Below are 25,243 nucleotides of genomic sequence, written 5' to 3'. Positions count from 1 at the left end.
TCGGGCCGCGCAGCCCGTCCCACTGTGACGTCGGTGCGTGACGATCGCTTCCCCGCCGCTCGTATCATCGGTGGAAGGTCCCCTTCACGGGGCCCGATTCGCTGTCCCGGAGGTTCACCATCAACCGGAGGTTCACCATCGAACGTCCCCTGCTGTCGGCCGATGACCTGGCCGGCGATCTGCGCCGTACGACCCTGCCGGGCGGCCTGCGCGTGGTCTCGGAGCGCCTGTCCCACACCGCCGCGTTCAACCTCGGCTTCTTCGTCGGCGTCGGGTCGCGGCGCGAATCCGTGGCCCTGCACGGCGCCTCGCACATGCTCGAACACGTGCTGTTCAAGGGCACTCCGCGGCTGAGCGCCGAAGAGATCTCCGCCTCCATCGAGGGGGTCGGCGGGGACCTCAACGCCTACACGGCCAAGGAGCACACCTGCTTCTACGCCCGGCTGCTGGCCGAGGACGCCGATCGCGCCGTCGGCGTGATGTCGGACATGCTTGCGCACTCGCTGATCGAGCCGGAGCACTTCTCCTCCGAACGCACCGTCGTGCTTGAGGAGATCGCGATGGGCAACGACGATCCGGGTGACGTCGCTCACGACCTGTCGGCCCGCCGACTGTACGGGCCCAGCGGCCTGGCCAAGCCCGTCATCGGGTCGGTGGAAAGCATCCGGGCGATGGACCGCGACGCGGTGGTCGAGTACTGGCTGGCCCAGTACCGTGCCGACGACATCGTGGTGAGCGCCTCGGGCGCGGTCGACCACGACCGGCTGTTGGAGCAGCTTGCCCCGCTCGACCGGGTGCTCGGCCAGCGGCACGCCCCCGGCTCCTCCCCGGAGGCCGACGCCGCCGCGGTCGCCGAACCGGGCATCGTCGTGCAGACCCGCGACTTCGAACAGCTCGAGGCGGTGATGTCCTGGCCGGGGCTGGCCCTGCTCGACCCGCGCCGGGCCGCCCTCGACGTGCTGGTCACGGTGCTGGGCGGCGGGATGTCAGCCCGGCTGTTCGTCGAGGTGCGGGAGCGGCGTGGCCTGACCTACAGCATCGACGCCAGCGAGATCGCCTACACCGACGCCGGCCAGGTCAGCATCGAGTGGGCCTGTGCCCCGGAGCGCTTGCAGCAGATCGTCGACGTGGTCCGCGAGGTGCTGGACGATCTGCTGGCCCACGGCCTCACCGCTGCCGAGTTGTCCCAGGCCAAGGGGCAGATCCGCGGCCAGACCCTGCTCGGCCTGGAATCCCCGTCGGCGCACATGTCCCGCAACGGTCGTACGGTGCTCCAGGACGACCCGCGGACCGTGGGTGAGATGCTGGCCGCCGTCGAGGCGGTCACTCTGGAGGACGTCCACGCCCTGGCGCGAGAGCTGTTCACCGCCAAGCCGACCCTGGCCGTGGTGGGCCCGTGGGACGAGGATCGTACGATCTCGGTGGGCTGAGATCTGGTCGACCGATCCTTGGGGATTCGGAATGCCTTATGAGGCCCGACTCCCAGAGCGGTCGTCCGTACGATCGGATGAGTTTCGAATGGAGTCGACCTTGTCCGCGATGTATTCCATGACCCACGAAGCCACGACCAGCAGCGCACCGAAAGTCAGACTCAACTGAGCGAGAATCGAGGTCACCGAGGCGAACCACATCGGCAGGATGATCGGATCCGACTCCTGGCCGACGCTTCTGATCCCCAGGGAATAGAAGACGACATAGAGAACGACGTACAGCACCACCAGGACAGCTCCGCAGATGAAGAACCGGCGTGGCGTCGAACGGTGTGGCATCAGCATCACGGAGATGACCGTCTCCGTACGTCTCCGATCGTCATGTCCGGTCATCACGGTACGTCCGTCCCCCTCTGCGACTGCCGCGACGTGAGCAGTCCCCACTGAATGAGCACGTCGATGAGCACGTCGCGGAAGGATGCAGATCGCTGATTGAGGCAGATTTTAGCCATCCGCCGATCACCACGGCAGGCCCATTGCGGCGTCGCACCTGACCTCGCGATACCGCAGCCGAGTGATCCTCATCCCCGTGAATCGGCCCTGACCCGCACGCCGCAGTGCTCAGGTCAGGTTCGCCCGGGCGTCCTCGACCATCCCGGAGAAGTTGCGCCGGTTGACCGGGTCGGCGATCAGTGCCGTGAGGATCACCACCGCCCAGCCGGCCGCGCGGTCCCAGATCGCGGCGTCGTACGTCCCCGCCTCCTCGGCGGCTCGCCGGAACACCTCGAAGCCCTCGGCATCGAAACTGAGTCGACCGGTGGCCAGATCGACCGCAGGATCGCCGGCGGACACGTCGCCGAAGTCGATCAGGCCGACCAGCCGCCCGTCGCGCTGGATGATGTTGCGGGCGTGGGTGTCGCCGTGGGTCCACAGCGGCAGTCGGGGCCAGACCGGGGCCTGCCGAGCCCGTTCCCAGTGGTCGCGCAGAGTGGCGGTGTCCGCCGCGCCCAGGTAGCGCAGCACCGCGGGCCAGCGATCGGCGACCGGAGCGGCGCGTTCGACCAGCGGCACACCACGGTAGGGGTTGTGCGGGGCCTCGCGCGGTGCCGGCCGGTGCAGGACCGCCAGGGCCCGGGCCAGCGGCCCGGCGATCTCGCGCCGGTCGGCCACCGGCACGGTGGACAGATCGGTGCCCCGGATCCACGGCACGATGGTCCACCGCATCGGGAATACTGCACTGGGCTCCCCGCAGAACACCGGGATCGGCACCGCCACCCCCAACTCGGCCAACGGCGCTGCGGCGGTCGCCACCCAGGCGATCTCGTGCTCGATCAGCCGGGCGGCGAGGCGGCTGGTCGGGAGGCGTACGACGTGGCTGTCCCCCAGCCCGAACATCACGTTGTCCCAGCCCTGGCCCAGCAGGACGACCCGCGCGCCGGCCAACTCGGCCAGCTCGGCGGGCAGCTGGGACGCCAGCAGTCTGCGGACCAGCGCCCGGTCGACGAGAGGGGTGTCCGGCACGGGTCAGATGCCCAACAGGTCCTCGATGCCCTCGGTCAGCCCGGGGCGGGTGCCGACGGCCCGGACCGCGGCCAGCACGCCGGTCATGTACGAGGTGCGGGCCATCGAGTCCTCACGGATCGTCAAGGTCTCGCCCGGGTTGCCGAGCAACACCTCCTGGTGGGCGAAGAGGCCGCGCTGGCGGACGCTATGGACGTGCACACCGTCCACCACCGCGCCGCGGGCCCCCTCGAGCCCGGTGACCGTCGCATCGGGGGACGGCGCCACCCCGGCGGCGGCCCGGGCGGCGGCGATCCGGCGGGCGGTGGTGACGGCCGTGCCGGAGGGTGCGTCGACCTTGTCCGGGTGGTGCAGCTCGATCACCTCGACGCTCTCGTAGAAGCGTGACGCCTCGGTGGCGAACTTCATCATCAGCAGCGCGCCGATGGAGAAGTTGGACGCGATGATCGCATTCGTCCCCGGCTGGGCCGCGAGCCAGCCGCGGACCGTGTCGAGCCGCTCCGGGGTGAAGCCGGTGGTGCCGACCACGCAGTGCACGCCGTGGGTGATGGCCCACTCCAGGTTGCCCATCACCACATCGGGGACGGTGAAGTCGACCACCACATCCGCCTCCGCCACCGGGCCCCGGTCGTCACCGTGGTCCACCGTGGCCCCCAGCACCAGGTCGGGGGCAGCCTCGACCGCTGCCACGACCTCCCGGCCCATCCTGCCGTTGGCCCCGAACACCGCCACCGTCGTCATCGTCGCTCCTTGTCGTCCCTCGTCGTCAATCATCAATCGTCAGTTCCCGGTATGAACCCGAGGGCTCGGGTCACGGTTCCAGGACCAGTCCGTAGTCAGCGCTCAGTCGGCGTTCAGCGCTCAGCCCTCGCCCGGTGATCAGTCGACGATCCGGACCCGCAGCCGCACCTGTTTGATGGTGAACGACCCGTCGTCGGAGGTGAACCGCTGGGTGGCGCCGTCCGGACGCCAGCCGGCGGACTCCAGGAAGGCGCGCAGCGGGTCGTTGGTGGTCCGGACCCACCAGGTGGCCGTACGGAACCCGTCGGAGCGCAGCGTGTCGATCAGCGCATTCATCAGCCGCGAGCCGTGGCCGTTGCCGCGAGCGGGGGGATCGACGGCGAACTCCGCGACCAATCCGTCGCCGGGCTCGGCGTCCTCGTCGTCGCTCGGCGCGGTGGCGGCGAACCCGACCACCCGTTCCCCCTCCAGCGCGACCAGCACCCGGCACCGCGCCTCGGGCGGACGCACGATGGCTCCGTGCCAGGCCTCCACCATCGACTGCAGATCGGTGTCCGCCAGCAGCACACCCTGCTCGGCGGTGCTCCACTCCTGCACCCAGGTCCGGCGCTGGAGCGGCGCGATCGCGGCGGCCTCGGCGGGCCAGGCGGTCCGAACGTGCAGCAGCGGCGCGGTGTCGTCAGTCACGCCCCAAGGCTAGTCGGTGGGCCGGCAGCATACGTCGCTTCCCCGAGCGACGGATCAGCATCATGCTGTCAAACCCTCTGATGATATGGTGCGTTCATGAGGACGACAGTCACCCTCGACCCCGACACCGAACAGGCGATCCGGGCACGGATGGCCCGCGAGGGGGTCTCGTTCAAGCAGGCCTTGAACGAGACGATCAGGGACGGCCTGCGACGATCCGGCGGTGAGGAACCCTTCGTGACTCCGGCCTTCCACCTGGGAGTGCCCCGCGTGGACCTCGACAGGGCCTTGGCCGTGTCGGCGGCACTGGAGGACGCCGAGATCGCCGGGAAGCTGAGCCGCGGCGCATGAAGGTGGTGGACGCGAACGTCCTGCTCTATGCCGTGAACGAGGACAGTCGACACCATCGCGCCGCTCGCCAGTGGTTGGACACCGCCCTGTCCGGCGGGGACGTGGTGGGCTTCGACTGGGTCGTTCTCCTCGCCTTCGTCCGGATCGCGACCCACCCGTCGATCTTCGCGAACCCACTGACCGTCGACTCCGCCTTCGAGATCGTGGATGCCTGGCTGGGATCGCCCGGTGCACAGTTGCTGTCGCCGACGCCACGCCACGCCGCACTCCTGCAGAGCCTGGTCGGCACGGTCGGCGTCGGCGGGAATCTCGTCAACGATGCCCATCTCGCCGCGCTGGCGGTGGAGCATCGCGCGGACGTCGTCTCCTTCGACAGGGACTTCGAGCGCTTCGGCGAGAACGGCGTTCGCCGCTACGAGCCCTGAGCGGACGCGGGCGTACGGACACTCGGCCGCCACACCAGCGGACGACCGGAGCGACAACGGCCGGTGGGCTACGCTGTTCTGGTGTCACCTTCCGGTTTGAAGACCCCGCCCGCCCTCGCTCCCGGCACCCTGCGTGTCGTACCCTTGGGCGGCTTGGGCGACATCGGGCGGAACATGACCAGCTTCGAGATCGACGGGCAGCTGCTGCTGGTCGACTGCGGGGTGCTGTTCCCGGAGGACGACCACCCGGGTGTTGACCTGCTGCTGCCGGCCTTCGAGATCATCCAGGACCGGCTCGCCGACGTCGTAGGGCTGGTGCTGACACACGGTCACGAGGATCACATCGGCGCGGTCCCCTACCTGCTGCGGCAGCGTCCCGATCTGCCGCTCTACGGTTCCAAGCTGACCCTGGCACTGGTCGAGGCGAAGCTGAAGGAACACCGGCTGGCCCGCGAGGCGGTGCTCAAGGTCGTCGGCGACGACACCCGGGTGGAGGTCGGCAACTTCGACCTGGAGTTCATGGCCGTCAACCACTCCATCCCGGACGGGCTCGCGGTGGCGATCCGGACCAAGGGCGGCACCGTGCTGCACACCGGCGACTTCAAGATGGACCAGCTGCCCCTGGACGGCCGGATCACCGACCTGCGCCGCTTCGCGAAGCTCGGCGAGGAGGGGGTCGACCTGTTCATGACCGACTCCACGAACGCCGAGACCCCCGGTTTCACCCCGCTGGAGAAGGACATCGCCCCGGCGATGGAGCGCGTCGTGGCCACCTCCGAGCAGATGATCATCGTCACCTGCTTCTCGTCCCACGTGCACCGGGTCCAGCAGGTCCTCGACGTCGCCCAGCTCTACGAGCGGAAGGTGGTCTTCGTCGGCCGCTCGATGGTGCGCAACATGACCGTCGCAGCCGACCTCGGCTACCTCACCGTCCCAGACGACACCCTGGTCGAGCTGAAGGACATCGACAGGGTGCCGCGGGAGGACCTCATCATCGTGTCGACCGGGTCGCAGGGCGAGCCGCTCTCGGCGCTGGCCCGGATCGCGAACCAGGAGCACCCCGTCATCCACCTGGAGCGCGGTGACACCGTGCTGCTGGCCTCCTCGCTGATCCCCGGCAACGAGAACGCGGTCTTCCGGGTGATCAACGGACTCGCCAAGCTCGGCGCCACGGTGGTGCACAAGGGCAACGCCATGGTGCACGTCTCCGGCCACGCCAGCTCCGGAGAGCTGCTCTACTGCTACAACATCGTCCGCCCGGCCAACGCGATGCCGGTGCACGGTGAGCCGCGCCACCTGATCGCCAACGCCGACCTGGCGGTGGCCACCGGAGTGCCGCGCGACCGGGCCCTGGTCTGCCAGGACGGCTCCGTGGTGGACCTGCGCAACCACCGGGCCCGGATCGTCGGGCAGGTCGACGCCCCCTACATCTTCGTCGACGGTACGACGGTCGGTGACATCTCGGAGAGCCAGCTGACCGACCGTAAGATCCTCGGCGAGGAGGGCTTCATCTCGGTCATCGCGGTCGTCAACACCCGCTCCAACCGGCTGCTGTCCGGGCCCGACATCCACGCCCGCGGCTTTGCCGAGGACGACGCGGTCTTCGACGAGGTGCGTACGGAGGTCGCCGACGCCCTGCGGTCGGCCCTGGAGCAGGACGTCGACGACGTGCACCGGCTCCAGCAGATCGTCCGCCGGGTGGTCGGGCGCTGGGTGAACAAGACCTACCGGCGTCGCCCGATGATCCTCCCGGTGGTCATCGAGGCCTGAGCCCGCCGGCCCGGCCGCGCCCCGGGCCCGCCGGCCCGGGCGGCGCGTCGGTCAGGAGCGTACGCCGAGGACCTCGCGGATCCGGGCTACATCGTCGTTCATCTGGGCGATCAGGGCCTCGATGCCGTTGAACTTGACCTGCCCGCGGACCCGCGAGACGAACTCGACCCGGATCCGCACCCCGTAGAGCTCCAGATCGGTGCGGTCGAGGACATACGACTCGACCCGCAGCTGGTGGCCGTCGAAGGTGGGATTGCGACCGACCGAGATCGCCGCCGGCAAGGTCGGTTCGTACGGCCGGTCGATCCGACTGAGCCAACCGGCGTACACCCCGTCGGCGGGCGCGGCTCGTAGGTCGGAGACGACCAGGTTGGCGGTCGGGAAGCCCAGCTCGCGCCCGCGCTGATCGCCGTGCACCACCGTGCCGGCGAAGCTGAACGGCCGCCCGAGCATCGCCTCCGCCGCTTCCAGGTCACCGTCGGCGAGGGCCGCCCGGATCCGGGTGGACGAGGTCCGCTCCGCGCCGTCGGTGGTGTGCAGCGGGCTGGTGACCATGTCGATCGCCGTCACCTCGAACCGACCGCGGGCGAGTTCCCGCAGGATGTCGACGTTGCCGGCGGCATGGTGGCCGAACCGGAAGTTCTGCCCCACCACCACCCGGGCCGGCGAGAGCGGCAGCAGGACGGAGGAGACGAAATCCTCCGGGGTCTGCTGGGAGAAGGCCTTGGTGAAGGCAACGACCTCGACCCGGTCGGCCCCGGCCGCGCGCAACAGCTCGACCCGCTCATCGAGGTCGCACAGCAGCTTGGGCTCGTGCCCGGGCCGGACGACGCTGAGTGGATGGGGCCAGAAGGTCATGGCGATGACGGGCAGTCCGGGCTCGAGCCCCCGGGCGTGCTCGAGAACCGCTCGATGGCCCAGATGGACACCGTCGAAATTGCCGATGACGACAACGCTCTGGCTCACATTCCTCCTCGTCCACCGGCGGTCGGGGTATTCCTGCCCGATCGTAACCGCACCGCCGTCGACGACACGATCGGTGACCGGGCTGCACGGGTCCGGCCGACTGCGTCTCGGCCTCACTGCGGCGCGAACACCGCCTCGGGGCGCGCATCGGGACCGTCCTGACGATACAACGCCAGGAACGTCCCGTCGGGCCCGAAGAGCGCGGAGAGGCACGCCGGCAGGGTGACCCCGCGCAGCGCGCGGCCGTATCCCACCTCGCGGGCGGCCGCCTCGTCGACAGCCAGCCACGGGAAGCAGGACCGCACCGCCCGGTCCATCGGCAGCACCACCAGCCCGGGGCGGTCAGTGTCGTCGGACGAGCCCGTCGGTGCGGCGGAAGCATCCCGGTCGGGCGCCGTGGAGGCACCCCGGTCGGGCGCCGTGGAGGCACCCCGGTCGGGCGCCGTGGCGTCCTGCGCCCGAACTGCAGCATCCCGTTCCGGGAGGGTCTGGGCGGTGTCCAGGCCGAAACCACCGACCCGGGTGCGGCGCAGCGCGGTGAGGTGCCCACCGGTGCCGAGCGCCTCACCCAGGTCCCGGGCCAGGGCCCGGACGTACGTCCCGGTGGAGCACTCGACCGTGACGTCGAGGTCGACCACCGCCACTTCGTCGGCATGGGCGTCGCGGCGGGCGAGGAGGTCGAAGCGCGACACGGTCACCGGCCGGGCGGGCAGCTCGACCTGTTCCCCGGCCCGGACCCGGGCGTAGGAGCGCTTCCCGTCGACCTTGATCGCCGAGACCGCCGAGGGCCGCTGGGCGATGGCGCCGGTGAAGGTGGCCATCGCGGCACGGATCGCGTCGTCGGTCAGGCCTACCGCTCCGGCGGAGGCGACGACCTCCCCCTCCGCGTCATCGGTGAGGGTGACCTGCCCGAGCCGGATCGTGGCGTCGTACGCCTTGTCGTGCAGGGCCAGGTGGCCGAGCAGCCGGGTGGCCCGGCCGACCCCGAGGATGAGCACGCCGGTGGCCATCGGGTCGAGGGTGCCGGCGTGGCCGACCTTGCGAGTGCCGAGGATCCGGCGGGCCCTGGCCACCACGTCGTGGGAGGTCAGGCCCGCCGGTTTGTCGATGACGAGGAGCCCGGAAGGCCCCTCGGGTCGCGCGTCGGCCACCGGATCAGGCTCGCCCCGGGTCGGTGGCACCGGCGGATCCGTCGGCCGGTCCGTCGGACTCACTGTCGGAGTCGTCGAGGTCGCCGTCCGGCTCGTCAAGGTCGCCGTCCGGCTCGCCGAGATCACTGTCCGGCTCGCCGAGATCACTGTCCGACGCGTCGGACTCGTCCTCCTCGTCCTTGCGCCGGTAGGGATCCGACTCGCCGGCGTACGTCGCGTTCTCGCGCTGCTCCGCGATCGCGGCATCACCGGCTTGGGCGCGGGCCAGCAGGTCCTCGATGCTCGCCACGGACTCCGGCAGAGCATCGAGGACGAAGGCGATCGACGGGGCGTAGCGCAGCCCCAGTCGCTTGCCGACGGTCGACCGGATCAGGCCGGTGGCGGACCTCAGCGCCGCGGCGCTGCCCGCCCGCGCCGCCTCATCGCCGTAGACGGTGTAGAAGACGGTCGCCTCGCGGGTGTCGCCGGTGAGACGTACGTCGGTGATGGTGACGAAGCCGAGCCGCGGGTCCTTGATCCGCTTCTCCAGCATCTGGGCGACGATCGACTTGATCTGGTCGGCCAGCTTCAGCACGCGCGGGTTCGGCATGCCGTGTCCTTTCCTTCGATCGGGACCACCTCGCGGGGCCGGGCCCGGGCAGGACCCGGCCAGCCTCGCCCCGTGGGGCCACAGGGAAGACCTGTGACCCCACGGTCGAGACCGAGCGAGACTGCGCGGGGAAGCCGCCCGGACGCCGCAGGGGCTGTCCGGGTTCCCACGAGTTCGCGGTCAGTCGCGCGGCTTCTCCCGCATCTCGTACGTCTCGATGATGTCGTCCACCCGGATGTCGGAGTACCCGGTGAGGGTGAGGCCCGCCTCGAAGCCCTCGCGGACCTCGGTGACGTCGTCCTTCTCGCGACGCAGGGTGTTGATCTCGGTGTCGGCCACGACGACGCCGTCGCGCAGCACCCGCGCCTTGGCGTGGCGTCGCATGATGCCGTCCTGGACCATGACACCGGCGATGATGCCCGCCTTGGAGGACTTGAAGATCTGGCGGATCTCCGCCTGACCGAGCACGACCTCCTCGAAGATGGGCTTGAGCATGCCCTTGAGCGCGGCCTCCACCTCGTCGATCGCCTGGTAGATGATCGAGTAGTAGCGGATGTCGACGTTCTCCTGGTCGGCGAGCTGGGTCGCCTTCCCCTGGGCACGCACGTTGTAGCCGATGATGACGGCACCGGAGGCCGACGCCAGGGTGACGTTGGTCTCGGTGATGGCGCCGACACCACGGTCGATGATCCGCACCGAGATGTCCTCGCCGACGTCGATCTTCAGCAGCGCGTCCTCCAGGGCCTCGACCGAACCGGCCGAATCGCCCTTGAGGATGAGGGCCAGCTCCTGCGTCTCGCCCTTCTCCATCTGCTCGAAGATCTGGTCGAGCGTCTTGCGACGCGCACCCATCGCCTGGGCTGCGGCACGGTTGCGCGCCTCCCGCTGCTCGGCGATCTGGCGAGCCATCCGGTCGTCCTCGACGGCCAGGAAGGTGTCACCCGCACCGGGCACGGCGGTCAGACCGAGCACCTGGACCGGCATCGACGGCGGCGCCTCGTCGACCTGGGCGCCACTGCTGTCGATCATGGCGCGGACCCGGCCGTGGGCCGGGCCGCACACCACCGAGTCGCCGACGTGCAGCGTGCCGCGCTGGATCAGCACCGAGATGACCGGGCCGCGGCCCTTGTCGAGGTGCGCCTCGATGGAGACACCCTGCGCCGGCATGTCCGGGTTGGCCCGCAGGTCGAGGGAGGCGTCCGCTGTCAGCACGATGGCCTCCAGCAGATCGTCCAGACCCTGGTGAGTCACCGCAGAGACGTCGACGAACATGGTGTCGCCGCCGTACTCCTCGGGGACCAGACCGTACTCGGTCAGCTGGCCACGGACCTTGGTCGGGTCGGCCGCCGGCTTGTCGATCTTGTTGACCGCCACCACGACGGGCACATCCGCCGCGAGGGCGTGGTTCAACGCCTCGATCGTCTGCGGCATCACGCCGTCGTCGGCAGCCACCACGAGCACCGCGATGTCGGTCGACTTGGCACCACGGGCACGCATGGCGGTGAACGCCTCGTGACCCGGGGTGTCGATGAAGGTGATCTTCCGCTCCCGACCGTCGACCTCGGTCGCCACCTGGTAGGCGCCGATGCTCTGGGTGATGCCGCCGGCCTCCTTGGCCACCACGTTGGAGTGGCGGTAGGCGTCCAGCAGCTTCGTCTTGCCGTGGTCGACGTGACCCATCACGGTGACGACCGGCGGGCGGGCCTCGAGGTCCTCCTCACCGCCCTCGTTCTCGCCGTACTCGATGTCGAAGGACTCCAGCAGCTCACGGTCCTCGTCCTCGGGCGAGACGACCTGGATGTTGTAGTCGAGCTCGGCACCGAGCAACTGCAGGGTCTCGTCGGCGACGGACTGGGTGGCGGTCACCATCTCGCCGAGCGAGAACAGCACCTGGACCAGGGCCGCCGGATCGACACCGATCTTCTCGGCGAGGTCGGACAGCGAGGCGCCACGGCGGAGCCGCACGTTGGCACCGTCACCCTTGCGGATGCGCACGCCACCGATCGTCGGTGCTTCCATCTCGTCGAATTCCTGGCGGCGCTGCTTCTTCGACTTGCGTCCACGCCGGGACGGACCGCCCGGGCGCCCGAAGGCACCCTGGGTGCCGCCACGGCCACGGCCACCGCCGCGCCCGCCCTGCGGGGCCCCGGTGCTCGGCCCCGTGCTCGGACCGCCGAAACCGCCGCCGGTACGGCCCCCGGGACCGCCGCCGGCGCGGCCGCGCCCGGCGCCACCACCGGTGCGGCGGCCGTTCTGACCAGCCGGAGCCAGCTGCGAGGAGTGGTGCTTCGGCATCATGGCCGGGTTCGGCCGCGGCATCCCCGCCGGAGAGGGGCCACCGGGACGTGCGCCGGCAGGGCGCGGACCACCCGGATGCTGGCCCGGACCCGGACGGCCGCCGCCCTCCGGGCGACCACCGTCGGGACGCGGGCGCCGCTGCTGGGTGCCCATGCCCTGCGCCGAGGCAAACGGGTTGTTGCCCGGGCGCGGACCACTGCGGCGCGGGCCGGGCGTCGGGGCACCACCGGGGCCGGGCTTCGGGGCCCCGGGACGGGGGCCCGGACGGGCACCGGGCTTCGGCGCACCGGACCCACCCGGACGGGCGGACGTACCGCCCGGACGCGGCGCGGCACCGGGGCGCGGGCCGGGAGCGGCAGGACGCGGGGAGGACGAGGGGCCGGCCGCAGGACGCGGAGCGCCCGGACGTGGCGCCGGACGCGCGGTGGACTCGCCACCGGCATGCGGGCGCGGACCGGGACGGGCGCCGCCCTGCGGGTGAGCGCCGCCCTGCGGGTGGGCCGAAGGAGCCTCCGGGCGGGCGGGACGCTGCGGATGGGCTGCAGGACCCTCGGGACGCTGCGCCGGGGGCTCGTGCGGGACCGGACGCGCGGTGTGCTCCGGTGCGGCAGCGGGAGCTGCCGGGCGGGGTGCCGCGGGACGCGGCGCGGCTGAACCGGACGCCGCAGGGCGCGGCGAAGCCGGACCGGACGCCGCGGGACGCGGCGAGACCGGGCCCGAGGCCGCAGGGCGCGGCACGGGCCGGGGGGTCGGCTTGGGTGCGGGGGCCGCAGGCGAACCGCCCATCTTCTCCTTCAGTCGTCGGACCACGGGCGCCTCGATGGTCGACGACGCCGACCGGACGAACTCACCCATGTCGTTCAGGGTCTTCAGGACTTCCTTGCTCTCGACTCCGAGCTCCTTGGCGAGCTCGTAGACTCGGACCTTTGCCACTGCTCTCCTCTGCGGTCCGGTCAGTCGAGCCGGACCAGCTAGTTGACGTGCTTGCTCATTGATGAGTACTCATCGAGTGGTCATGAGCGTTTGCCCACTTTCTGGTTCCGCCCGGCCGGTCGGCCGGGTGTCGTCACTCACACAGATCCGGGTGGCGCGTGTCGACCCTCGGATGCGAGGGTGGCCAGCAGGCTCGCCACCTGGTCGCCGTCCACATGGGTGATGCGCAGGGCTCGACCCACGGCGCGGCGCCGCATCGCCAGGTCACAACAGTGCGGGTCGGGGTGCACCCAGGCGCCTCGACCCGGAGCGGTCCCCTTGGGATCGAGGGCAACACAGGCTGCCGTACGGTCCCAGACGAGGCGCACCAGTCCGGACTTGGCGGCCCGCCCACGACATCCGACACACGTACGTTCGGGCACACGTGAGGACGGAGGACGGACCACCGTCAGAGTTTAGCGGACAATCCCCCGGTGTACGAATCCCGGGGCGGATCGGAACCACTCCCGTCGGAAGCACACTCCCCTCGGCATCCACCAGCCACGGGGTCATCGACCCCGCGGACCGTCGCCCACAGCCTCGGCTCCGGGGATTCCCAGCGCCGCCACAGCCCTGTCCCAGCACCTGCCCAGCCCGCACTGCCATGATCTACTGCGTTGAAGGGCGCCCCCGGAGAATTCCCCCCGATCCGCGGGCGCTCTTCACGTATGTCCCGGCGCGGAACGTATCTCCGACGCGGAACGCTTCCGGTCCCGTCTTCCGGCGAGGAAGACGGGACCGGAAGTCCGGGGTCCGGAGCTGCCGCTCCGGTCCGGGCTGATCGTCGAGCCGTCAGTGTCCGGCGGCCTCGTTATCCGGATGGATGTCGATCCGCCAGCCGGTGAGCCGGGCTGCCAGCCGGGCGTTCTGGCCCTCCCGACCGATCGCCAGCGACAGCTGGTAGTCGGGGACGACCACCCGGGCGGCCCGGGCGGCCGGATCGACCACGGTGACCGAGGCGACCTTGGCCGGCGACAGGGCGTTGCCGACGAAGACCGCCGGATCCTCCGACCAGTCGATGATGTCGATCTTCTCCTCGTTGAGCTCGTGCATCACCGCCCGCACCCGCTGGCCCATCGGACCGATGCAGGCGCCCTTGGCGGAGACGTCCGGCCGGTTGGAGTGGACGGCGAGCTTGGTCCGGTGGCCGGCCTCACGGGCGAGCGCCTTGATCTCCACGACGCCCTGCTCGATCTCCGGGACCTCCCGTTCGAAGAGCTTCTGCACCAGCTGGGGGTGGGTCCGCGACACCACGACCTGCGGGCCGTGGAGCTCCTTGCGCACCGCGACGACGTAGACCCGCAGCCGGGTGCCGTGGCGGTAGTCCTCCCCGGAGACCTGCTCGGCGGGCGGCATGATCGCCTCGATGTCGCCGAGGTCGACCCGGACCACCCGGTTGTCGCGGTCCTGCTGGACGGTGCCCATCACCACGTCGCCCTCGATCGCCGAGAACGTGCCGTACTTCTTCTCGTCCTCGGCGTCGCGGATCCGCTGGAAGATCACCTGGCGGGCGGTCGCCGCGGCGATCCGGCCGAACCCGGCCGGGGTGTCGTCGTACTCGCCGACGACGGTGCCCTCCTCGTCGCGCTCCGGGGCGAGCACGGCGACCTTGCCGGATTTCCGGTCCAGGACGACGCGGGCGCCGAGGACCGGGGCGTCGGTCTTGTGGTAGGCGGTGAGCAGTGCCTCCTCGAGAGCGGAGACCAGTACGTCCAGTGGGATCTCCTTGTCGTGCTCGATCGCCCGCAGTGCGGCCATGTCGACATCCATGATCAGTCCTCCTCCTTGTCCTGGCGCTTCAGCTCGACCTGGACACGTGCTTTGGTGATGTCGGCGTACGCACAGCGGCGCTCGACGGCGGAGCCCTTGCCGGGACGCGGATCCTCGGGCTCGATGAGCAGCTCGACCCCCTCCTCGTCGCTCGCCACGATCCGCGCCTGGAAGGTCTCCCCCGCCGTGGTGGTGATCCGCACCAGCCGACCGGCGTTGCGGCGCCAGTGCCGCGGCAGGGTGAGCGGGCGGTTCACGCCGCGGGAGGAGACCTCGAGGGTGTACGCACCGGAGCCGGTCGCGTCGGAGTCGTCGAGCGCGTCGGACAGCTCACGCGAGGCCTCGGCGATGTCGTCGATCAAGGGCCCGTGCCCCTCGGGACCGTCACCGTCCACGGTGACGCGCAGCAGCACGCGCTTCCCCGCCGGGATGATGTCGAGCGCGTCCAGCTCGAGCTCGTGGCGGGCGAGCACCGGTTCGATGACTGCGATGAGTTGCCGTTCGTCCATGGGTGCTCCTCGATCCGATTGTGGAATGCGGTTGTCGGCCGTGCCGCCGATGGTGCGGGCCGGCCGTGCCGGTCATCGGGGGTGCGCAGCGGGTGCCCGTCGGCGCTGTGCACCCGCACGATCCGTGCAGGCAAGCATACCCGTGCGCTAGCGTTCGGCCTGTGCTGACGCGTCGAGGACTGCTGGTGGCCGCCATCGGCGGTGTGCTGGTCGGTGCTGCCGGATGCTCCCGGCGGGACCCGACGGTCACCGGCCGGCCGAGCGCCGTCCCGTCGGTGACCACCGCCGCAGCTGTCGTCGATCCCGCCCCGTACGCCTCGCTGGCGGCCGGTCTCGCCGCGGCGGTGCGGGGGGGTGCCGCCGGTGCCGACCGGCTGGGCAGCTTCCGCGACCGGGCCGCGACCGCCTTCGACAGTCAGGCGACCGTCCTCGCCGCCGGGGCCACCGGCTCCGCGCCCGGTGGGAGCCTGTCGGACGCGGCCGGCTCGGCGGCGGCCCGGTTCCTCGCCGCTCCGGCCCGTGGGGTGATCGCGGCCCGGCTGGCCTCCGCCGGTGCGTACGCCGCCGCGGTCGGTTCCCTCGCCGGCGCCACCGCCCCGCGGACCCCGGTCGACGCCGCCTCAGCCGACACCATCTCCGCGCTGGGCGACGCCGAGGCGATGACGGCCCTGCTGGAGCAACTGCACGCCGCCGTCTTCGCGACCGAGGCCGCCGTCGCCCAGTTGTCCGGCGAGGACGCGCAGTGGGCCAAGGCCCTGCTGACCGGCCACCTCGCCACCCGGGACGGACTCGCCGCCGAGCTGGGTCGTCGATCGGTCCGGGTGCCGGTGGCGGCGGTGGCGTACGACATCGGCCGACCGACCGACACCACCTCGGCGGTCGCGCTGCTGGCCCGGGTCGAGGCGGCGGTGCTGCCGGACGCCTGCCACCTGGTCCGCGCCGCGACCGGCGAGACTGTGCGGACGCTGGGCGCCTCGGCCCTGGAGGACGCGACGGTGGCGGTGGCCCGCGCGGGGGGTGCGCTGCCGGTGTGGCCCGGCTGGGCCTGAGCGGGCCGGTGGCACCCGGGGCTGAGCGACTCGGCGCACCTGCCTCTCAGCGGAACTGCATCACCAGGTCGTACGACAGCCGGACCACCAGGGCGGCGACCACGACGAGCAGCACCTTGCGGATGAAGGCGTTGCCGTGCCGCAGCGCCATCCGGGCACCGGTCACGCCACCGGTGACGTTGGCGGCGGCCATCATCAGCCCCAGCACCCAGTTGACGTGCGGGGCGAGGGTGACGATCGCGGCGAGGTTGGTGGCGACGTTGGCCAGCTTGGCCCGGGCGCTGGCCGCCAGGAAGCCGTGCCCGAGCACCCCGACGATGAGGATCATGAAAAAGGTGCCGGTGCCCGGCCCGAGGAAGCCGTCGTACACCCCGACGGCGAGGCCGATCGCCGCGGACCGGACGGCCAGTCCGGCCCCGGCGTGGCGCAGGTGTGACTCCAGCCCGAACTGCGGGCGCCGCCACAGGTAGCCGCCGACCACCACCAGCGCCACCAGCACGAACGGGGTGAACCACTGCTTCGGCAGCAGCGTCACCAGCCGCGCCCCGACCGCCGAGCCGATCGCCGCCCCGGCCATCAGCGGCACGGTGTCCCGCCAGCCGACGCGGATCCGACGCAGGTACGTCGCCGTGGCCGTGCTGGTCCCGGCGAAGGAGGAGAGCTTGTTGGTCCCGGAGATGGTCGCCACCGGGGTGTCGGCGGGCAGCCCGAGCAGCAGGGCGGGGAGCTGGATCAGCCCGCCGCCGCCCACGATCGCGTCGACCCAGCCCGCGACGAAGGCCACGCCGACGAGTCCGGCGACGATCCACGGGGAGATCCCGGCGAGGCCTTCGAGCACGTCGATCAGCCGCGGACCACCGCGACGACCCGATCCATCACCTCGGCGACCGGCACCTCCTCGACAGTCCCGGAGGCGCGGTCGCGCAGCTCCACCACCCCGTCCGCCAGGCCCCGGCCGACGACGACGGTGGTCGGCATGCCGAGGAGCTCGGCATCGGCGAACTTCACCCCGGGGGACGCCTTGCGGTCGTCGAGCAGCACCGCGATCCCGGCGGCATCCAGCGCGCCGGCGAGGTCGGCGGCGTACGTCGCGATCTCCGCGCCCTTGCCGGTGGCGACCACCTGGACGTCGTACGGTGCCAGCGCCCGCGGCCAGCACAGACCCTTGGCGTCGCAGGTGTGCTCGGCCACGGCGGCGACCGCGCGGGAGACCCCGACACCGTACGAGCCCATGGTCACGGTGACCTGCTTGCCGTTCTGGTCGAGGACCTTCAGCCCGAGCGCGTCGGCGTACTTGCGGCCGAGCTGGAAGATGTGGCCCATCTCGATGCCGCGGGCCAGCTGCAGCGGTCCGGAGCCGTCGGGGGCGGGATCCCCCGCGCGGATCTCGGCGACGTCGATCACGCCGTCGGAGGTGAAGTCGCGCCCGCAGACCAGGTCGAAGACGTGCTGCTGGTCGGCGTCCGCGCCGGTGATCCAGCGGGTGCCGGGGACGACCCGGGGGTCGGTGAGGTACTTCACGCCGGAGGCGTTCTGCTCCCCCAGCACGCCGGGGCCGATGTAGCCCTTGACCAGGCTCGGGTAGCGAGCGAAGTCCTCCTCGCCGAAGGGCACCGCGACGGCCGGCTCGACCTGGGCCTCGAGACGCTTCTCGTCGACCTCCCGGTCGCCCGGCAGGCCGATCGCCAGCGGCTCCCTGGTACCGTCGGGATACTCCAGCAGGAAAACGACGTTCTTCAGGGTGTCGCCGCCGTGCCACGGCCGATCGGCGCGCGGCTGCAGATCGTTGGCGACCTGCACCAGGGCGTCGATGGTGGTCGAGCGGGGAGTGTCCTCGACATGCGCGGCAGGCAGGCCGTCGTACGGCAGCGGGGCCGGAGCCCCGATCCGGACCGCCTCGACGTTCGCGGCGTAACCGCCCGGGGAGCGGACGAAGGTGTCCTCACCGTTCTCGGCGACGGCGAGGAACTCCTCGGAGGCCGAGCCGCCCATCGCTCCGGACATCGCCTGGACGATGGCGTAGTCGAGGCCGAGCCGGTCGAAGATCCGGATGTAGGCCTCGCGGTGCTTGTCGTACGCCACCTGCAGGCCGGCGTCGTCGACGTCGAAGGAGTAGGAGTCCTTCATCACGAACTCGCGGCCGCGCAGCAGCCCGGCGCGCGGCCGGGCCTCGTCGCGGTACTTGGTCTGGATCTGGTAGAGCACCAACGGCAGGTCCTTGTACGAGGAGTAGAGGTCCTTCACCAGCAGGGTGAACATCTCCTCGTGCGTCGGGCCGAGCAGCATGTCGTTGCCCTTGCGGTCCTTGAGCCGGAACAGGTTCGGGCCGTACTCGACCCACCGGTCCGTCAGCTCATACGGTTCGCGGGGCAGCAGCGCCGGGAAGTGCACCTCCTGGGCGCCGATGCCGTCCATCTCCTCGCGGACGATGTCCTCGACCTTGTGCAACACCCGCAGCCCGAGCGGCAGCCAGGTGTAGATGCCCGGAGCGGCACGACGGATGTATCCGGCGCGCACCAGCCAGCGGTGGCTCGGCACCTCGGCGTCCGCCGGGTCCTCGCGCAGAGTGCGGACGAACAGCTCGGACATCTTCGTGATCACAAGGGGCTCCCAGGGTCGACAGACAGGCAGACTCTACCGGCTCTTCGCAGAAGGGAGCGGAGTCGGTCGGAATCCGACGGATCGCCCGGCTACGTTGGCCACGTGCTCATCTTCGCGTCCTGTTGGAGACCCACGTACGGCGTCGACTCATCGGAGTTGTACTCGTGACCCGTCGCGTGCTGGCTGTCAGGCATGTCCAGTTCGAAGACCTCGGCCTGATCCGACCGGTGGTCGAGAGGCGCGGGTACACGGTCGCCTATCTCGATGCCGGCATCGAGTCGATCACGCCGGACACGCTGCTCGGACCGGACATCCTGGTCATCCTGGGAGGGCCGATCGGCGTCTACGAGACCACGGCGTATCCCTTCCTCGCAGCCGAACGAGCGGCTATCAGCGCGCGTCTGCACGCCGGAGGGCCAGTGCTCGGCGTGTGTCTGGGCGGGCAGTTGCTCGCAACAGCGCTCGGTGCCGAGGTGGCCCCGACCGGCCGCAAGGAGATCGGCTACCGGCCCCTGACCCTGACCGCCGAAGGACGCTCGTCGGTGCTCGCCCCCTTGGATGGGGTGCGGGTGTTGCATTGGCACGGAGACCAGTTCGAGGTGCCGGCCGGGGCAACCCGCCTGGCAGAGACTCCGGGCTTTCCCAACCAGGCGTTCGCCGTCGACGAGCGTGTGCTGGCGTTGCAGTTCCACCTTGAGGCCGATCACACCCAGATCGAACGCTGGCTGATCGGGCACGCCCACGAGCTCGCTGCGGCGAGGATCGACCCGGCCCGCATCCGCGCGGACGCCGCCACCCACGGGCCAGAACTCGCCAGGGCGGCCACCGAGGTCATCGACTTCTGGCTGGACCAGGCCGAGGCATGCTGGTGACCCACCATCCCGCCTCACACTCATCCGCACGACACCGACGTCAATGGTCCCGGTGCACCGAACGGCCAGCTCACGGCATCGGTTCCGACAGGAAGGAGGCCCGCGCTGGTGAGCGCCGGACGTGGGAGCTGTCGGGTTCGGTAGTGTTAGGCGGGCATGGCGAGGGGTTCAGGGGCGTGGGTGGGTCTTCCCGCCCGGTTCTCCGTGTTGTCCCCTCGGGTGGCTGCTCCTCTGTACGGGACAGGCCTGCCTGTTCGTGTCGTGGCTGCCTTCGGGCGCTTCGCTGGTGGCCTGCAACCGGTCAGAGAACGGTCGACCGGCTCCGCCGCCAGGGATGGTCGTGATGCGGGCAGGCAGGTTGGCAGCGAACGTCCGCATCACGGGAGCGTGGGAACGGAAATGGGGGACAGGATGAGGGAGTTCACGGCTGGGCTACTCACCCGGAGAGTCACCCTCGACCCGTGGGAGCGGGCGGTGACGCACCGTGACGGGGTGGTCGGCCGCGACCTCGGCCCGGGACGGTACCGGCTGCCGCGCCGGACCAGGGTGGTGATCCTCGACGTTCGTTCCCGTCAGCTGGTGGTGAACGCTCAGGAGATCCTGACCACCGACGCCGTCAGCGTGCGGGTCAGCGCGGTCGCGGAGGTGAGCGTGGCCGACGTACGTGCAGCGGTGACCGCTTCCCCGGACAGTGATGCCGTCGTGTACCAGGCGATCCAGATGGCGTTGCGGGAGGCGATCACCACTCGAACCTTGACCGAGGTCCTTGCCGATCGTGCCGCGATGTCGTCGGCACTGCTCACCCCGGTCCAGTCTGCCGCGACCCGCGTCGGACTGGACGTCTCCATGGTGGCGGTACGTGATCTGACCGTGACCCAGGACGCCCGCGCCGTGTTGGCCGAGGTGGCCCTGGAAGCGCAGCGGTCCAAGGCCGTCCTGGAACGGGCCCGCGCCGAGGTCGCCGCGACCCGGGCGATGGCCAACGCTGCCCGGATCCTGGCCGACAACCCCGCCCTGCTCCAGCTACGAATGGCCCAATCCCCTGGCGCCACCGTCGTCGTCAACACCGCGATCGCGCAGCCCGCGAGCACCGTGCAGGCCGGCTGACAGACGCATCGGGCGGCATGGCTGTCGAAGCGCCATCCGCCGTGCCGTGGCGGCCGCTCGCGGGCGCCAGATATCCGTGGATCCACGCTTTCGTCCAGATCGACGAGGGTCACGACGTCATGATTGACAGCCTGAGCGGCTCACCGCGTGCCGGCAGGGATCCTGAATCGCGCGTCATGCGACTGTCGATGGAGATATCACTGTGGGCTGGAGTCCCGCTCGACATCTCCTATCGGCGGGCCTACGAGCCGAATTGTTGGCCTTATGCCGAAGATGTTCCTCGAGATGACCGACATGGTCGCCCCACGGTCCCGAAATGGCTCCAGTACTGGGATCTTCCGCCGTCCGCAGCGCCTGATCCGGCCGATGCCGATACCAGCACCCAGCCGGGGAACGTCGGCTGTGGTGACCCCGAGTACGAGCATCTCCTTGCCACGTTCGGTCCGGAGGTCGCCGAACGCGACCGAAGACTCAGGGAACGCGCCCACCGACTGAACGAGCTGGCGAAGTCCCCGGTCCCGGGTCCCGGCAGTGGGGCGACGCAACAGACGCCAGCATCCGGTACACCCATCCAGGAGTCGAACCTCACGGTCCCGCCACACCAGTGCTGAGCAGTCGGCGGGTCAAGGACGCTTCTGCCGTGGATGCAGGCGGGGCGCCGTGGACGCCTGCCGCCCTGCTCTCAACCAGCAGGGTCAACGGAATCAAGCCGGCGTAAGGATGGGAGTCACTGTGGAGGTGTCATGGAGACGGACATCTCTTTTTGTCTCCAGGTCATAATACCCGCCATCATCTCGTTGCACTATCAGCTTCTCCACACTCCACCGACGCCCTTCCTTGAGCTCAAAGAGCTTACCCGACAAGTAGAGACTGAACAATTCTCTAACCTCGGACATGTTATCCGGATCCACCTTGTACAGATACAGACAGTACAGCGATCTGGACAGAGGGGACGAGGGAGAATATATCTCGAACTCAACAGACCCGAGGTCCGATAATTGAATTTCTATGTTATCCAGATCGAAATAGGTGGAGCCGCGTTCGAAGACCTCTTTCCATGGAACGCCGGCAGTAGTCGCATCCTTCTGCAGTTGTCTTAACAGGGTGGTCATGTAAGGCTCTACCATCTTCGGTCTACCGATATCTCGACTCGCACGCTTTGGACGATGGACTTTGCCATAAACTTCCCGGTCCCCGAGTGTGACGACTGCTCGGCGGCCGCCAAAGAGCGTCCTCTCGATCACATAGTCCCCAGACATCAGGGCGGCAACACCTTTCAGCAACTCTCCCTGACTGTAGCCCTCTGCAATATTGAAGTAGGAGAACCAAACGATACTGCTATCAACAATGGACACCTCCCCTGTGTTGTTGAGGGTGACCTCAACTCGGACATCCGGCCTGTCGTTCGACGAGAGCTCCAGCACTCGATTGACGAATTGGTTACCCCCCGACCCGGTCAGAGACGATTGCGTACGGCACGTCGATATATTCCGCCAGCAATTCCTCAATCGATTTCACGTAAGGAATCTCCCACATTTCCAGTCGAAGGACGACGTGCGGGGACCTCACCGCGTCCGCCCTCTTCGGGGTTGTGCCAGGTCTCCAGGTCGGCCCGCTGACGCTCCAGCTCCGGCACTTGACCGTACGCCGCCTCCAACACCGCCAGATTCTGCAGCGCAGCCTCACGTCCCGCCGGATCGATCCGCCCACTCAACCGCAGCAGCGTGAAGGCCGCCCCCACCACGATCGTCGCCACATCGATCGGCCCACCCGGCTCCGGCACCGCCGCCCCGCTGTCGGGCAGCCCGAGATCCTCCAGCACACCCTCGAACCCGCTCCCAGCCAACAGGTCGGCCACCGTCATGTCATCAGCGAGTTCGTCGACCCGCTCCGACCAGTCCGCCAACAGATCGGCACCCTCATCGGTCCCGAACGGCGCGAACTCACCGGCCGGATCCTCATAGATCGGATCGACGAAATGTGCCCGGAACGCCGGATGTGCCCACCCCACCGACTCCTCATCCGCACCATCAGGGAAGTCCCCGTCATCGTGGATCGCCTCGGGCGCCTCGCCCGTCATGCGCCCAGGCTCCACAGTCACGTCCAGCCCAACGGGCCGGGGTGGCAACTCCAGGTGTCCTGCAGCCCCTGCCGTGCGATAGGGATTCAACTGGCGCAACTCCACAGTGGTGCTTGGCATGGCCCAGTCACCAGTAAGGCCACGGGCGTAGACCACTCAGCCCACCGCGATGCCCTCGGCGCCCCGGGAGCGCACCGCCGCAAGAGTGCGGTCCCGGGCCCGTTCGAGAGTGGTCCGTTCCACCCCGGCGGGCACCGGAGCGGTGCCGTCCAGGGCAGCGGTCACGTGCACCAGCCGGATCGGCCGCCCGGCCGCGTAGCGGGTGACGTACGTCGGGATGGCCGTCGGGTCGGTGGCCTCGAACCTTCCAGGCGACACCTCGGTGAAGGTGAACCGGGCGGTGATGCCCTCGTAGGTGGTGGGCTGATCCGGGAGCTGCTGGGCGATCTGGTTGCCGAGTCCGTAGACGACCCAGGTGCCGTCCACCTTCTCCCACGGCTGGACGGTGTGGACATGGTGGCCGTACACCAGGTCGATCACGCCGGAGTCGGCGAGCGCCTTGGCGTTGCTGATCTGGGTGGGGGTGGGAGCGGTGGTGTATTCGGTGCCGTCATGCAGGGCGGCCAACACGATGTCCGCGCCGGCGGCGCGCGCGGCCCGGGCCTTCGCGATCATCGCCGAGGTGTCGATGAGGTCCACCGCCCACGCGTGGTCGGCGGACGGCCGCAGACCGTTCAGCCCGTACGCCGCCTCGATCACCGCAACCCGGACGCCGGACGCGGTCGTGCGGATGGCCGGGGTGCGGGAGTCCTCCTCGGTGGCGTACGCCCCGGTGGTGACGACCCCGGCGTCGCGGAAAGCGGCGACCGTACGGGTGATCCCGGCTGTGCCCGCGTCCAGGGAGTGGTTGCTGCCGAGGGTGCACAGGTCGTAGCCGGCCGCCGCGGCACCGGCCGCGACCTGGGGCGGTGCGGCGAAGGTCGGGTAGTTGCGATAGGGCCCGCCCGCCGGGCCGACCGGCACCTCCTCGTGGCACACCGCGAGGTCGGCGGCGCCGATCACCGGGGCCATCGAGCCGAACATCGGGCCGAAGTCGTACGTGTCGGCACCGGTCCTCCCCTCGGCGCGGGCATCCTCCTGGGCCGAGTACCAGGTGGTGTTGTGCCACAGCAGATCACCGGCGAGCACGACGGTCGCGGTGCGCGGCGCGGCCGATGTGGGCGTGACGCTCGCGGGGCTTTGCGCCGGGGCCGTCGCGGCGTCGGGGCGGGCGGGCGCGCAGCCCGCCAGCAGCGATCCGACCAGCAGGATCCCGACAACGATGGCGCGCCTCGGTCGACGACGACTGTGCATGGTGTCCCCTCCGGCGGGGTCTCCCGCGAGACCCCGGCGGCCCCATCGTCGCACTTCCGGCAGGGGCGCGCCCGCAGCGCGGGCCACTCGCCGCAGTACGGACACTCGGTGCAGACGCCCGGTGCGGGCGCTCAGTAGAGGATGGTGGCGAACTCCCCCACCTGCCGCATCCCGGCCCGCCGATAGGTCGCCAGGGCCGGGGTGTTGAAGTCGTTGACGTAGAGCGTCACCAGCGGCCAGCGGCGCCGGGCGTGCTGGATCACCGCGGCCATCGCCGGGGCAGCGATCCCCTGACCGCGTCGGTCCGGCGCGACCCAGACGCCCTGCACCTGGCAGACGCTGGAGGTGGCCGAGCCGATGTCGGCCTTGAAGATGATCCGGCCGTCCTCGACGATGGCGTACGAACGGCCCTGCTGGATCAGCGAGCGGATGTAGATCCGGTAGGAGACGTCGGAGCCGCCGACCGCCGGCGCCTGACCGACCTCCTCGGTGTACATCGCCACCGCGGCGTCCGCGTACGACTGCCACAGCTCCATGGGCACCTGCTGCACCCGGGGATCGGCAGGGATCGGCGGGTCGTCGTCGCTCAGCATCACCGGTTGGCGGCCCCGGATGTCGCGGGCATCGGCCCAGACCGCGCCCCACTGCCGCGACAGCTCGTGGTAGAGCGCCAGCGCCGCCGGAGCCGGCCCGATGATCGACGACGCGACCCGTTGGTGACCGGCGAATGCCGCGAACGCCGCACAGGCACGGGCGTCGGCGTGGACCGGCACCATGTTGGAGCCGGCGTGCAGCATCGCCCGCAGCTGGCCGCCCTCCTCGAAGCCCCAGACCGGGCAGCCCAGGGTCACCCGGTCCAGCCCGCCGGTCCTTATCCGCGAGCCGACGTAGACGTTGTCCACCGGGTCGCGGCGCAGCAGGGCCAGGGCCGCCGGCAGGTCGTCGACCCCCAGCGTCCGTACGCCGAAGGTGGTGGAGGGTCGTACCGGTGCCGACATGAT

At 70.3% G+C, this 25,243-nt stretch carries 24 protein-coding genes and 1 pseudogene; 8 read left to right on the top strand and 17 right to left on the bottom strand.

What is annotated here, in order from left to right:
* The first annotated feature begins 212 nt into the window (after positions 1-212).
* Positions 213-1,430 carry a pitrilysin family protein gene (locus R0145_RS06540; RefSeq protein ID WP_317839558.1) on the top strand — a complete coding sequence of 406 codons (1,218 nt, stop codon included), beginning with the start codon at positions 213-215 and terminating at the stop codon, positions 1,428-1,430.
* 36 nt (positions 1,431-1,466) lie between these two features.
* Here the strand turns inward: R0145_RS06540 and R0145_RS06535 are convergent, their stop codons facing one another.
* From R0145_RS06535 to R0145_RS06520, 4 genes are all read right to left on the bottom strand, one after another.
* Positions 1,467-1,778 carry a hypothetical protein gene (locus tag R0145_RS06535; protein ID WP_317839557.1) on the bottom strand — a complete coding sequence of 104 codons (312 nt, stop codon included), beginning with the start codon at positions 1,776-1,778 and terminating at the stop codon, positions 1,467-1,469.
* A gap of 273 nt (positions 1,779-2,051) precedes the next feature.
* Entirely contained in the window at positions 2,052-2,951 is a 900-nt protein-coding gene (locus R0145_RS06530; protein WP_317839556.1) for an aminoglycoside phosphotransferase family protein, read from the bottom strand.
* Between the two features lie 3 nt (positions 2,952-2,954).
* Positions 2,955-3,692 carry a 4-hydroxy-tetrahydrodipicolinate reductase gene (gene dapB / locus R0145_RS06525; protein ID WP_317839555.1) on the bottom strand — a complete coding sequence of 246 codons (738 nt, stop codon included), beginning with the start codon at positions 3,690-3,692 and terminating at the stop codon, positions 2,955-2,957.
* A gap of 138 nt (positions 3,693-3,830) precedes the next feature.
* Entirely contained in the window at positions 3,831-4,379 is a 549-nt protein-coding gene (locus R0145_RS06520) for a GNAT family N-acetyltransferase (protein WP_317839554.1), read from the bottom strand.
* A 96-nt stretch (positions 4,380-4,475) separates the two neighbouring features.
* On the opposite strand from R0145_RS06520, the gene R0145_RS06515 reads away from it, so the two are divergent.
* The 3 genes from R0145_RS06515 to R0145_RS06505 all read left to right on the top strand — a co-directional run bounded on the left by R0145_RS06515 (position 4,476) and on the right by R0145_RS06505 (position 6,925).
* On the top strand, positions 4,476-4,730 hold the full coding sequence (locus R0145_RS06515) for a hypothetical protein (RefSeq protein WP_317839553.1): 255 nt from the start codon (positions 4,476-4,478) through the stop codon (positions 4,728-4,730).
* Entirely contained in the window at positions 4,727-5,155 is a 429-nt protein-coding gene (locus R0145_RS06510; protein ID WP_317839552.1) for a type II toxin-antitoxin system VapC family toxin, read from the top strand. The genes R0145_RS06515 and R0145_RS06510 overlap by 4 nt, the downstream gene beginning before the upstream one ends.
* Positions 5,156-5,236: 81 nt before the next feature.
* Positions 5,237-6,925 carry a ribonuclease J gene (locus R0145_RS06505; RefSeq protein ID WP_317839551.1) on the top strand — a complete coding sequence of 563 codons (1,689 nt, stop codon included), beginning with the start codon at positions 5,237-5,239 and terminating at the stop codon, positions 6,923-6,925.
* Positions 6,926-6,976: 51 nt separating this feature from the next.
* Here R0145_RS06505 and R0145_RS06500 read toward each other — a convergent pair whose 3' ends face one another.
* The 7 genes and pseudogenes from R0145_RS06500 to rimP form a co-directional block, all read right to left on the bottom strand.
* On the bottom strand, positions 6,977-7,891 hold the full coding sequence (locus R0145_RS06500) for a bifunctional riboflavin kinase/FAD synthetase (RefSeq protein WP_317839550.1): 915 nt from the start codon (positions 7,889-7,891) through the stop codon (positions 6,977-6,979).
* 113 nt (positions 7,892-8,004) lie between these two features.
* A complete protein-coding gene (gene truB / locus R0145_RS06495) occupies positions 8,005-9,042 on the bottom strand; it encodes a tRNA pseudouridine(55) synthase TruB (RefSeq protein ID WP_317839549.1) in 1,038 nt (345 codons plus the stop codon).
* A gap of 166 nt (positions 9,043-9,208) precedes the next feature.
* Positions 9,209-9,631, bottom strand: a pseudogene (gene rbfA / locus R0145_RS06490) (30S ribosome-binding factor RbfA); the annotation flags it as partial.
* 180 nt (positions 9,632-9,811) lie between these two features.
* Complete coding sequence (gene infB / locus R0145_RS06485; RefSeq protein WP_317839548.1) at positions 9,812-12,862, bottom strand: translation initiation factor IF-2; 3,051 nt, start codon at positions 12,860-12,862, stop codon at positions 9,812-9,814.
* Positions 12,863-12,999: 137 nt separating this feature from the next.
* On the bottom strand, positions 13,000-13,284 hold the full coding sequence (locus R0145_RS18385; protein WP_411742098.1) for a YlxR family protein: 285 nt from the start codon (positions 13,282-13,284) through the stop codon (positions 13,000-13,002).
* Between the two features lie 409 nt (positions 13,285-13,693).
* The gene (gene nusA / locus R0145_RS06480) at positions 13,694-14,671 is read right to left on the bottom strand and encodes a transcription termination factor NusA (protein ID WP_317839547.1); all 978 of its coding nucleotides are present in this window, start codon (positions 14,669-14,671) and stop codon (positions 13,694-13,696) included.
* Between the two features lie 2 nt (positions 14,672-14,673).
* Positions 14,674-15,180: a ribosome maturation factor RimP gene (gene rimP / locus R0145_RS06475; RefSeq protein ID WP_317839546.1), complete on the bottom strand. Its 507-nt coding sequence runs from the start codon at positions 15,178-15,180 to the stop codon at positions 14,674-14,676.
* A 161-nt stretch (positions 15,181-15,341) separates the two neighbouring features.
* On the opposite strand from rimP, the gene R0145_RS06470 reads away from it, so the two are divergent.
* Positions 15,342-16,229 carry a DUF4439 domain-containing protein gene (locus R0145_RS06470; protein WP_317839545.1) on the top strand — a complete coding sequence of 296 codons (888 nt, stop codon included), beginning with the start codon at positions 15,342-15,344 and terminating at the stop codon, positions 16,227-16,229.
* A gap of 46 nt (positions 16,230-16,275) precedes the next feature.
* Here R0145_RS06470 and R0145_RS06465 read toward each other — a convergent pair whose 3' ends face one another.
* Together R0145_RS06465 and R0145_RS06460 are read right to left on the bottom strand one after the other, a co-directional pair.
* A complete protein-coding gene (locus R0145_RS06465) occupies positions 16,276-17,067 on the bottom strand; it encodes a sulfite exporter TauE/SafE family protein (RefSeq protein WP_317839544.1) in 792 nt (263 codons plus the stop codon).
* Positions 17,068-17,072: 5 nt separating this feature from the next.
* A complete protein-coding gene (locus tag R0145_RS06460) occupies positions 17,073-18,818 on the bottom strand; it encodes a proline--tRNA ligase (protein ID WP_317840166.1) in 1,746 nt (581 codons plus the stop codon).
* 176 nt (positions 18,819-18,994) lie between these two features.
* On the opposite strand from R0145_RS06460, the gene R0145_RS06455 reads away from it, so the two are divergent.
* The 3 genes from R0145_RS06455 to R0145_RS06445 all read left to right on the top strand — a co-directional run bounded on the left by R0145_RS06455 (position 18,995) and on the right by R0145_RS06445 (position 21,420).
* Positions 18,995-19,702 (top strand): glutamine amidotransferase, encoded by a 708-nt coding sequence (locus tag R0145_RS06455; RefSeq protein WP_317839543.1) that lies wholly within the window; start codon positions 18,995-18,997, stop codon positions 19,700-19,702.
* A gap of 411 nt (positions 19,703-20,113) precedes the next feature.
* Positions 20,114-20,809 carry an SPFH domain-containing protein gene (locus tag R0145_RS06450; RefSeq protein ID WP_317839542.1) on the top strand — a complete coding sequence of 232 codons (696 nt, stop codon included), beginning with the start codon at positions 20,114-20,116 and terminating at the stop codon, positions 20,807-20,809.
* Between the two features lie 17 nt (positions 20,810-20,826).
* Positions 20,827-21,420: a hypothetical protein gene (locus R0145_RS06445; protein WP_317839541.1), complete on the top strand. Its 594-nt coding sequence runs from the start codon at positions 20,827-20,829 to the stop codon at positions 21,418-21,420.
* 93 nt (positions 21,421-21,513) lie between these two features.
* On the opposite strand, the gene R0145_RS06440 is transcribed toward R0145_RS06445, so the two are convergent.
* From R0145_RS06440 to R0145_RS06425, 4 genes are all read right to left on the bottom strand, one after another.
* Positions 21,514-22,233: a hypothetical protein gene (locus tag R0145_RS06440; protein ID WP_317839540.1), complete on the bottom strand. Its 720-nt coding sequence runs from the start codon at positions 22,231-22,233 to the stop codon at positions 21,514-21,516.
* Between the two features lie 80 nt (positions 22,234-22,313).
* Positions 22,314-23,009, bottom strand: a complete 696-nt coding sequence (locus R0145_RS06435; RefSeq protein ID WP_317839539.1) for a hypothetical protein — start codon at positions 23,007-23,009, stop codon at positions 22,314-22,316.
* Positions 23,010-23,045: 36 nt separating this feature from the next.
* A complete protein-coding gene (locus tag R0145_RS06430) occupies positions 23,046-24,242 on the bottom strand; it encodes a CapA family protein (protein ID WP_317839538.1) in 1,197 nt (398 codons plus the stop codon).
* Positions 24,243-24,373: 131 nt separating this feature from the next.
* A complete protein-coding gene (locus R0145_RS06425) occupies positions 24,374-25,240 on the bottom strand; it encodes a GNAT family N-acetyltransferase (RefSeq protein WP_317839537.1) in 867 nt (288 codons plus the stop codon).
* Positions 25,241-25,243: the final 3 nt, after the last annotated feature.

It is taken from the genome of Raineyella sp. W15-4 (assembly GCF_033170155.1).
GTDB lineage: Bacteria > Actinomycetota > Actinomycetes > Propionibacteriales > Propionibacteriaceae > Raineyella.
Note: the sequence above shows the minus strand (reverse complement) of the source record. Positions and strands in the feature narration are given on the sequence as shown.